Consider the following 8229-nt stretch of genomic DNA (forward strand, 5'->3'; position numbering starts at 1 on the left):
GCCAGCAACCAATCTGACGGCTTGCACAATTCGGACATCCAGCCAGGTGTCTAAGCCAGCCGGTAACGGGGATCGTCATCCCCGCCCCTCCTCATGCCTGTCCGTTAAGACTTAACCACCGACGGCGATACGCTTCATGTCTTTCATGTAGCCGCGCAGGGTCTGGCCGATCGCTTCGATGGGGTGATTGCGGGTCGCCTCGTTGGCGGCCAGCAGGGCCAGGTTGTCCACGGCCTTGCTCTCGGCACGGCCACTGCCCAGATCGCCCGTCTGCAGGGTCGGCATGAAATGCTCACGCAGCAACGGCACGGCGGCATTGGCGAACAGGTAGTTACCGTATTCGGCGGTATCGGAGATCACCACGTTCATCTCGTACAGGCGCTTGCGGGCGACGGTGTTGGCGATGAGCGGCAACTCGTGCAGGGATTCGTAATAGGCGGATTCTTCGTAGATGCCGGAGGCCACCATGGTCTCGAACGCCAGCTCCACACCCGCCTTGACCATGGCTACCATGACCACGCCGTTGTCGAAGTACTCCTGCTCGGCAATCTTGCCGGCATAGGCCGGGGCATTCTCGAAGGCAGACTTGCCGGTCTCCTCGCGCCAGCCGAACAGCTTGGCATCGTCTTCGGCCCAGTCAGCCATCATGCCGCGGGAGAACTCGCCGGCGATGATGTCGTCCATGTGCTTCTCGAACAGCGGGCGCATCAGGGTGCGCAGCTGCTCGGACAGCTCGAAGGCGCGCAGTTTGGCCGGGTTGGAGAGGCGGTCCATCATCAGGCTGATACCACCCTGCTTCAGGGCTTCGGTGATGGTCTCCCAGCCGAACTGGATCAGCTTGCCGGCATAGGCCGGGTCTGTGCCCTCGGCGACCAGCTTGTCGTAGCACAGCAGGGAGCCGGCCTGCAGCATGCCGCACAGTATGGTCTGCTCGCCCATCAGGTCGGATTTCACTTCCGCCACGAAGGAGGATTCCAGCACGCCAGCACGGTCGCCGCCGGTGGCGGAGGCCCACGCCTTGGCGATGGCCATGCCCTCGCCCTGGGGATCGTTCTCCGGGTGCACCGCAATCAGGGTCGGTACGCCGAAGCCACGCTTGTACTCTTCACGCACCTCGGTACCCGGGCACTTGGGCGCCACCATGACGACGGTGATGTCGGCACGGATCTGCTGACCCTCTTCCACCACGTTGAAGCCGTGGGAGTAGCCCAGAGCGGCCCCCTGCTTCATCAGCGGCATCACGGTTTTGACTACGTCGGAGTGCTGCTTGTCCGGGGTCAGGTTCAGCACCAGATCGGCGGTAGGGATCAGATCCTCATAGGTGCCGACCACGAAGCCGTTGTCGGTGGCTTTCTGCCAGGAGGCACGCTTCTCGGTGATGGCCGCCTTGCGCAGGGCATAGGAGATGTCCAGCCCGGAGTCGCGCATGTTCAGACCCTGGTTCAGACCCTGGGCGCCACAGCCCACAATCACCACCTTCTTGCCCTTGAGCACCGCACAACCGTCAGCGAACTCCTCGCGCAGCATGAAACGACACTTGCCCAGCTGGGCCAACTGCTGACGCAGGTTCAGGGTGTTGAAATAATTAGCCATGGTGATTGCTCCGTTCGATTGATTCCATGCCGGATGACGGCGTTGTCGGACCCACTATAGCGCGGGACACTTATTGCCTGAACTGATATATTCGAAACAGTACGTTGCAATAAATGAAAGGCTATCCGGCCCCATATCCCCCTCTTTTCGTCGATATCAGCAGGCGAGTTGGCCCGTAGCAATCGATTTGGCGCTCGCGCCGCAGCAGGAAATGAAAGATGGATCTTCGCAATCTCGAACTGTTTCTCCACCTTGCCGACTCCCTCCATTTCGGCAAGAGCGCCGATGCCATGGCGGTCAGCCCCTCCACCCTGAGTCGCGCCATCCAGCGGCTGGAGCAGGAGACGGGCTGCATCTTGTTCGAGCGGGACAACCGCAGCGTGCGCCTCACCCCGGCCGGCGAGAAGCTGCGGGAGTTCGGCGGCAGCCTGCTGCAGGAGTGGCGCCGACTCAAGCAGGAGATCAAGCGTAGCGACGAGCCATTGCAGGGGCGGCTGCGCGTGTTCTGCTCGGTCACCGCCAGCTACTTCCTGCTACCCGAGGTGCTGGAGCGCTTTCGCCGTCGTTACCCTCAGCTCGAGATCAAGCTCGAGACCGGCGACCCAGCGCTGGCGGTGGACAAGATCCTGGCTGACGAGGCCGATCTCGCCATCGCCGCCCGCCCCGATGCCCTCTCCGCCAAGCTGGAGTTCGCCAGCCTGCAACAGGTCCCTCTGGTGTTTATCGCCCCGAAGAGCACGCCTCCCGCCCACTGGTACCACAATGGCGCACCGGACTGGGAGCGCATGCCCCTCATCCTCTCCGAGCAGGGACTGGCGCGAAAGCGCTGCGATCAGTGGCTGCGCAACAAGGGGATCTCCCCCAACATCTATGCCGAGGTCGCGGGAAACGAGGGGATCGTCGCCATGGTGGCGCTCGGCTTCGGCGTGGGTCTGGTGCCCGCGGCGGTGATCGATCACAGCCCCATGGGAGACAAGGTGCGCATCGTCGAACCCAAGCCGGCGCTCAAGCCGTTCGATGTGGGCATTGCCGTGCTCAAGAAGCGGCTGGAGGAGCCGCTGATCCGCGCCTTCTGGGACACGGCCCGCGGTCAGGGAGGGCGTTGAGCCCTGGGTGGCTCATTTACGCCACAATGCCAGTGTCAAATGTGCCAGTAGGAATGCAAGCCGGAAGAGGGGAGACTCCACCGCTGATCATCGTCATTGGAAAAGGAGTCCGCCATGCAGCATCTTGTCGAGATCAAGGGTTCTCACCTGTTTGAAGAGTACCTTCACAGCCTGGGGGTCAGCCGCTGCAAGCTCGACAGCGAGCAGGAGATCTACCTGCAGGATCGCCATCTGGCCACGATACGGCGCATCCAGGGAGAGTTGAGGTTTTATCTGCGTGCCAGCGCCCTGGCCCGGTCGTGATCCGCAATCGGTCACAGTAAGCATCCATAAAGCGTATTAGACTGGCACCATCCGTCACCCTCGCCTCGAGGGTCGCCATCAGGAGTGTCCATGAAACCAAGCGGCCTGGACCGGCTCTTCAAACCCCAATCCATCGCCGTCATCGGTGCCTCCAGCGATCCACAAAAGGCAGGCCAGGTGGTGATACGCCACCTGCTGGCAGGCCAGTTCAAGGGCCCCATCTTGCCGGTCAGCCCCCATAGCCAGGCCGTTGCCGGCGTACTCGCCTATCCCGATATCGAGAGCCTGCCTCTCTCGCCGGATCTCGCCATCGTCTGCACCAAACGCGAACGGGTACTCGGGATCATCGAGGCGCTCGGCAAAAAGGGAACGGGAGCAGCCATCATTCTGGCCGCCCAGTTCACCCCCGAGGAGCGCCTGCAGTTGCAGCGGCTCTGCCGCCAGTACGGCATCCGCCTGCTCGGCCCCAACAGCATGGGCATGCTGTTGCCGGGCCAGGGCATCAACGCCAGCTTTTCCCCCATCGCCGCCACCCCGGGCCAGGTCGCATTTCTGTCTCAGTCCGCGGCGGTCAGCACCACCATCCTCGACTGGGCCAAGCAGCGTGAACTCGGCTTCTCGGCCTTCGTTTCGCTGGGGGATCACTGCGACATCGACTTCGGCCAGCTGCTGGATCAGCTCTCCCGTGACGGCACGACCCGCGCCATCCTGATCTACATGGACAAGCTGCACGACGCCCGTCACTTCCTCTCGGCGGCCCGGGCCGCCTCCCGCAACAAGCCTATCCTGGTGCTCAAGAGCGGCCGCCACGATCCGGCAAACGGCCTCGACAACGTCTATGACGCCGCTATCCGCCGGGCCGGCATGCTGCGGGTGCGCGACACCCACGAACTGTTCGCCACCGTCGAGACCCTGAGCCACTCCCTGACCCTCAAAGGGGAGCGGCTCGCCATCCTTTCCAATGGTCGCGGCCTCGCCAACATGGCCGCCGACGTGCTGCTGGAACGGGGTGGCAAGCTTGCCATGGCGCCGCTCGATATCGGCAGTGACGCCGACATCGAGGCGTATCGCAACGCCCTGGACGAGCTGCTGCAAGGGGACAAGGCCGATGCCATCCTGCTGATCCACGCCCCGTCCCTGACCGCCCGCGGGATGACCCTGGCGGATCACCTGATCGACTTCATCAAGCAGCACCCCAGGGCCAGGCGTTTCAATATCCTCACCAACTGGGCGGGGGAGTACTCGGCCCAGGAAGGGCGCCGCCTGTTCAATGAGGCGGGCATCCCCACCTACCGAACCCCGGAGAGCGCGGTCGCCGCCTTCATGCACATGGTGGAATACCGTCGCAATCAGAAGCAGCTGATGGAGACGCCGGCGTCACTGCAAGGAGACAGGCTCGATGTCCAGCGTTGCCAGCAGCTGATCCGCCAGGCGCAGGATCGCAAACAACTCGTGCTCGATACTCACCTGACGCAACCCATCATGCAGGCTGCCGGTCTCGCCACCCTGCCGACCTGGATCGTCTCGGATGCCAGCGAGGCAGCCCTGACGGCGGAACAGATAGGCTACCCGGTGGCGGTGAAGCTGCGCTCACCGGATATCGCCCACAAGTCGGAAGTGCATGGCGTCATGCTCAACCTGCGTACCTCGGCCGAGGTGGCCCAGGCGGCAGATGCCATCCTGGACCGGGTACGCCAGCACGACCCCGGGGCACGCATCGAAGGCCTGCTGGTGCAGCGCATGGCGCGTCGTAGCGGTGGCCTGGAGCTGCGTATCCGCCTGCAACAGGATCCCGTGTTCGGCCCCGTCATCCTGCTCGGAGAATCCGGCGCCGAGCCTCACCAGATGGTGGCAGCCCTGCCGCCACTGAACCAGGCGCTCGCTCGCTACCAGATCATCGGCGCCCTCAAGAGCGGCAAGATCCGCGAGCAGGCCAGCCCGGTGCGGCTCGACATCAACGCCCTGAGCCAGGTGCTGTGCCAGCTGTCGGAGCTGCTGCTCGCCTTCCCCGAAATCCAGGAGCTGGACCTGCATCCGCTGCAGGCCAGTGGCGAGGAGATGGTGATCCTGGATGCGAGACTGGTGCTGATGGAGAAGGGCCAACAAGCGCTGCCGCTGGCCATTCGCCCCTATCCTACCGAGCTGGAAGAGGGGGCCTGGCTCAAGGACCAGAGCCATGTCTTGCTGCGCCCCATCCGCCCGGAAGACGAACCCGCTCACAAGGCGTTCGTGCTTCAGGTCTCCGATGAGGATAGATACAAGCGCTTCTTCGCCGACGTGGGGGAACTGGGTCATGAAGAGCTGGCCCGCATGACCCAGATCGATTACGACCGGGAGATGGCCTTCGTCGCCGTCGGTCAGGATGGCGCCTTCGATCAGCAGATCCTGGGAGTGGTCAGGGCCATCTCCACGCCGGATCTCGCCGATGCGGAGTTCGCCATTCTGGTGCGCTCCGACTTGAAGGGAATGGGGCTCGGCAAGCTGATGATGGAGAAGATCGCCCGCTACGCTCGCGAGCGCGGCATAGGCCAACTCTCCGGCATGACCATGCCGAGCAATCGCGGCATGATCAACCTGGCCAAGCGGCTGGGATTCCAGATCGATATCCAGCTGGAAGATGGGGTAGTGAATATGCTGCTGCCCTGCGGGGAACAGAGCCGACATGATCGGTAAATAGCGAAGAGGCAGGGGTTTATAGCGTAAAAATGATAAATATCAGCCAATAAAAAAGCCCGCTCAGATGAGCGGGCTTCTTCTAATTGGGTGCCTGGCAGTGTCCTACTCTCGCATGGCGAATGCCACACTACCATCGGCGCTACCGCGTTTCACTTCTGAGTTCGGCATGGGATCAGGTGGTTCCACGGCGCTATGGCCGCCAGGCAAATTCTTAATCTAGAAAGCTGACGTGAATAACGATGTCGCTCTTGGCTCGTCGCTATCACTGAATTTGAGTAGTTCATGCACTTGCTACAAGGCCAGAAACACTTCTTGGGTGTTGTATGGTTAAGCCTCACGGGTAATTAGTATGGGTTAGCTCAACACGTCGCCGCGCTTACACACCCCACCTATCAACGTTGTGGTCTCCAACGGCCCTTTAGGACCCTCAAGGGGTCAGGGATGACTCATCTCAGGGCTCGCTTCCCGCTTAGATGCTTTCAGCGGTTATCGATTCCGAACTTAGCTACCGGGCAGTGCCACTGGCGTGACAACCCGAACACCAGAGGTTCGTTCACTCCGGTCCTCTCGTACTAGGAGCAACTCCCTTCAATCATCCAACGCCCACGGCAGATAGGGACCGAACTGTCTCACGACGTTCTGAACCCAGCTCGCGTACCACTTTAAATGGCGAACAGCCATACCCTTGGGACCGACTTCAGCCCCAGGATGTGATGAGCCGACATCGAGGTGCCAAACACCGCCGTCGATATGAACTCTTGGGCGGTATCAGCCTGTTATCCCCGGAGTACCTTTTATCCGTTGAGCGATGGCCCTTCCATTCAGAACCACCGGATCACTATGACCTACTTTCGTACCTGCTCGACCTGTCCGTCTCGCAGTTAAGCTGGCTTATGCCATTGCACTAACCTCCTGATGTCCGACCAGGATTAGCCAACCTTCGTGCTCCTCCGTTACTCTTTGGGAGGAGACCGCCCCAGTCAAACTACCCACCAGGCACTGTCCGCGAGCCCGATTCAGGGCCCTGCGTTAGAACATCAAACATACAAGGGTGGTATTTCAAGGACGGCTCCACGACAACTGGCGTCATCGCTTCAAAGCCTCCCACCTATCCTACACATGTAGGTTCAATGTTCAGTGCCAAGCTGTAGTAAAGGTTCACGGGGTCTTTCCGTCTAGCCGCGGGTACACCGCATCTTCACGGCGAATTCGATTTCACTGAGTCTCGGGTGGAGACAGCATGGCCATGGTTACACCATTCGTGCAGGTCGGAACTTACCCGACAAGGAATTTCGCTACCTTAGGACCGTTATAGTTACGGCCGCCGTTTACCGGGGCTTCGATCAAGAGCTTCGCTTGCGCTAACCCCATCAATTAACCTTCCGGCACCGGGCAGGTGTCACACCCTATACGTCCACTTTCGTGTTTGCAGAGTGCTGTGTTTTTGATAAACAGTCCCAGCCATCTGGTCACTGCGACTCCCGACAGCTCCATCCGCAAGGGACTTCACCATCAAGAGCGAACCTTCTCCCGAAGTTACGGTTCTATTTTGCCTAGTTCCTTCACCCGAGTTCTCTCAAGCGCCTTGGTATTCTCTACCCGACCACCTGTGTCGGTTTGGGGTACGATGACTTGTAATCTGAAGCTTAGAGGCTTTTCCTGGAAGCAGGGCATCAATGGCTTCCGCACCGTAGTGCGTTCGTCTCGTGTCTCAGTGTTGTGTCTCCGGATTTGCCTAGAAACACCACCTACGCACTTTCACCAGGACAACCGTCGCCTGGCCCACCTAGCCTTCTCCGTCCCCCCATCGCAATTACAAGTCGTGCAGGAATATTAACCTGCTTCCCATCGATTACGCCTTTCGGCCTCACCTTAGGGGTCGACTCACCCTGCCCCGATTAACGTTGGACAGGAACCCTTGGTCTTCCGGCGAGGAGGCTTTTCACCCCCTTTATCGTTACTTACGTCAGCATTCGCACTTCTGATATCTCCAGCATGCCTCTCGACACACCTTCGCAGACTTACAGAACGCTCCCCTACCACTCACGCTTAGCGTGAATCCGCGGCTTCGGTGCCTGGTTTGAGCCCCGTTACATCTTCCGCGCAGGCCGACTCGACTAGTGAGCTATTACGCTTTCTTTAAATGATGGCTGCTTCTAAGCCAACATCCTAGCTGTCTGAGCCTTCCCACATCGTTTCCCACTTAACCAGAACTTTGGGACCTTAGCCGGCGGTCTGGGTTGTTTCCCTCTTCACGACGGACGTTAGCACCCGCCGTGTGTCTCCCGGATATTACTTACTGGTATTCGGAGTTTGCATGGGGTTGGTAAGTCGGGATGACCCCCTAGCCCAAACAGTGCTCTACCCCCAGTAGTATTCGTCCGAGGCGCTACCTAAATAGCTTTCGGGGAGAACCAGCTATCTCCGAGTTTGATTGGCCTTTCACCCCCAGCCACAGGTCATCCCCTAACTTTGCAACGTTAGTGGGTTCGGTCCTCCAGTTGATGTTACTCAACCTTCAACCTGCCCATGGCTAGATCACCCGGTTTCG

At 60.3% G+C, this 8229-nt stretch carries 4 protein-coding genes and 2 rRNA genes (1 of these 6 cut by a window edge); 3 read left to right on the forward strand and 3 right to left on the reverse strand.

The window, feature by feature from the left end; translation table 11 throughout:
* Nucleotides 1-111: 111 nt before the first annotated feature.
* A complete protein-coding gene (gene ilvC, locus VZC39_RS20385) occupies nucleotides 112-1593 on the reverse strand; it encodes a ketol-acid reductoisomerase (protein WP_349920340.1) in 1482 nt (493 codons plus the stop codon).
* Between the two features lie 218 nt (nucleotides 1594-1811).
* Here ilvC and ilvY point away from each other — a divergent pair, with 218 nt between their 5' ends.
* The 3 genes from ilvY to VZC39_RS20400 all read left to right on the forward strand — a co-directional run bounded on the left by ilvY (nucleotide 1812) and on the right by VZC39_RS20400 (nucleotide 5675).
* Complete coding sequence (gene ilvY / locus VZC39_RS20390) at nucleotides 1812-2699, forward strand: HTH-type transcriptional activator IlvY (RefSeq protein ID WP_349920342.1); 888 nt, start codon at nucleotides 1812-1814, stop codon at nucleotides 2697-2699.
* A 114-nt stretch (nucleotides 2700-2813) separates the two neighbouring features.
* Nucleotides 2814-3002 carry a hypothetical protein gene (locus VZC39_RS20395; RefSeq protein ID WP_349920343.1) on the forward strand — a complete coding sequence of 63 codons (189 nt, stop codon included), beginning with the start codon at nucleotides 2814-2816 and terminating at the stop codon, nucleotides 3000-3002.
* Nucleotides 3003-3092: 90 nt separating this feature from the next.
* Entirely contained in the window at nucleotides 3093-5675 is a 2583-nt protein-coding gene (locus tag VZC39_RS20400) for a bifunctional acetate--CoA ligase family protein/GNAT family N-acetyltransferase (RefSeq protein ID WP_349920345.1), read from the forward strand.
* Nucleotides 5676-5767: 92 nt separating this feature from the next.
* On the opposite strand, the gene rrf is transcribed toward VZC39_RS20400, so the two are convergent.
* Both rrf and VZC39_RS20410 read right to left on the reverse strand, forming a co-directional pair.
* A 5S ribosomal RNA gene (gene rrf / locus VZC39_RS20405) occupies nucleotides 5768-5882 on the reverse strand.
* Nucleotides 5883-6001: 119 nt separating this feature from the next.
* Nucleotides 6002-8229: ribosomal RNA gene (locus VZC39_RS20410) — 23S ribosomal RNA — on the reverse strand (it continues 661 nt past the right edge of the window).

The organism is Aeromonas sp. NJAU223, from assembly GCF_051125555.1.
Lineage (GTDB): Bacteria > Pseudomonadota > Gammaproteobacteria > Enterobacterales > Aeromonadaceae > Aeromonas > Aeromonas veronii_G.

What these genes read in the sequence shown, in the direction of transcription:
- ilvC (WP_349920340.1), bottom strand. Translation starts at nt 1,593, where the DNA reads ATGGCTAATTATTTCAACACCCTGAACCTGCGTCAGCAGTTGGCCCAG.
- ilvY (WP_349920342.1), top strand. Translation starts at nt 1,812, where the DNA reads ATGGATCTTCGCAATCTCGAACTGTTTCTCCACCTTGCCGACTCCCTC.
- VZC39_RS20395 (WP_349920343.1), top strand. Translation starts at nt 2,814, where the DNA reads ATGCAGCATCTTGTCGAGATCAAGGGTTCTCACCTGTTTGAAGAGTAC.
- VZC39_RS20400 (WP_349920345.1), top strand. Translation starts at nt 3,093, where the DNA reads ATGAAACCAAGCGGCCTGGACCGGCTCTTCAAACCCCAATCCATCGCC.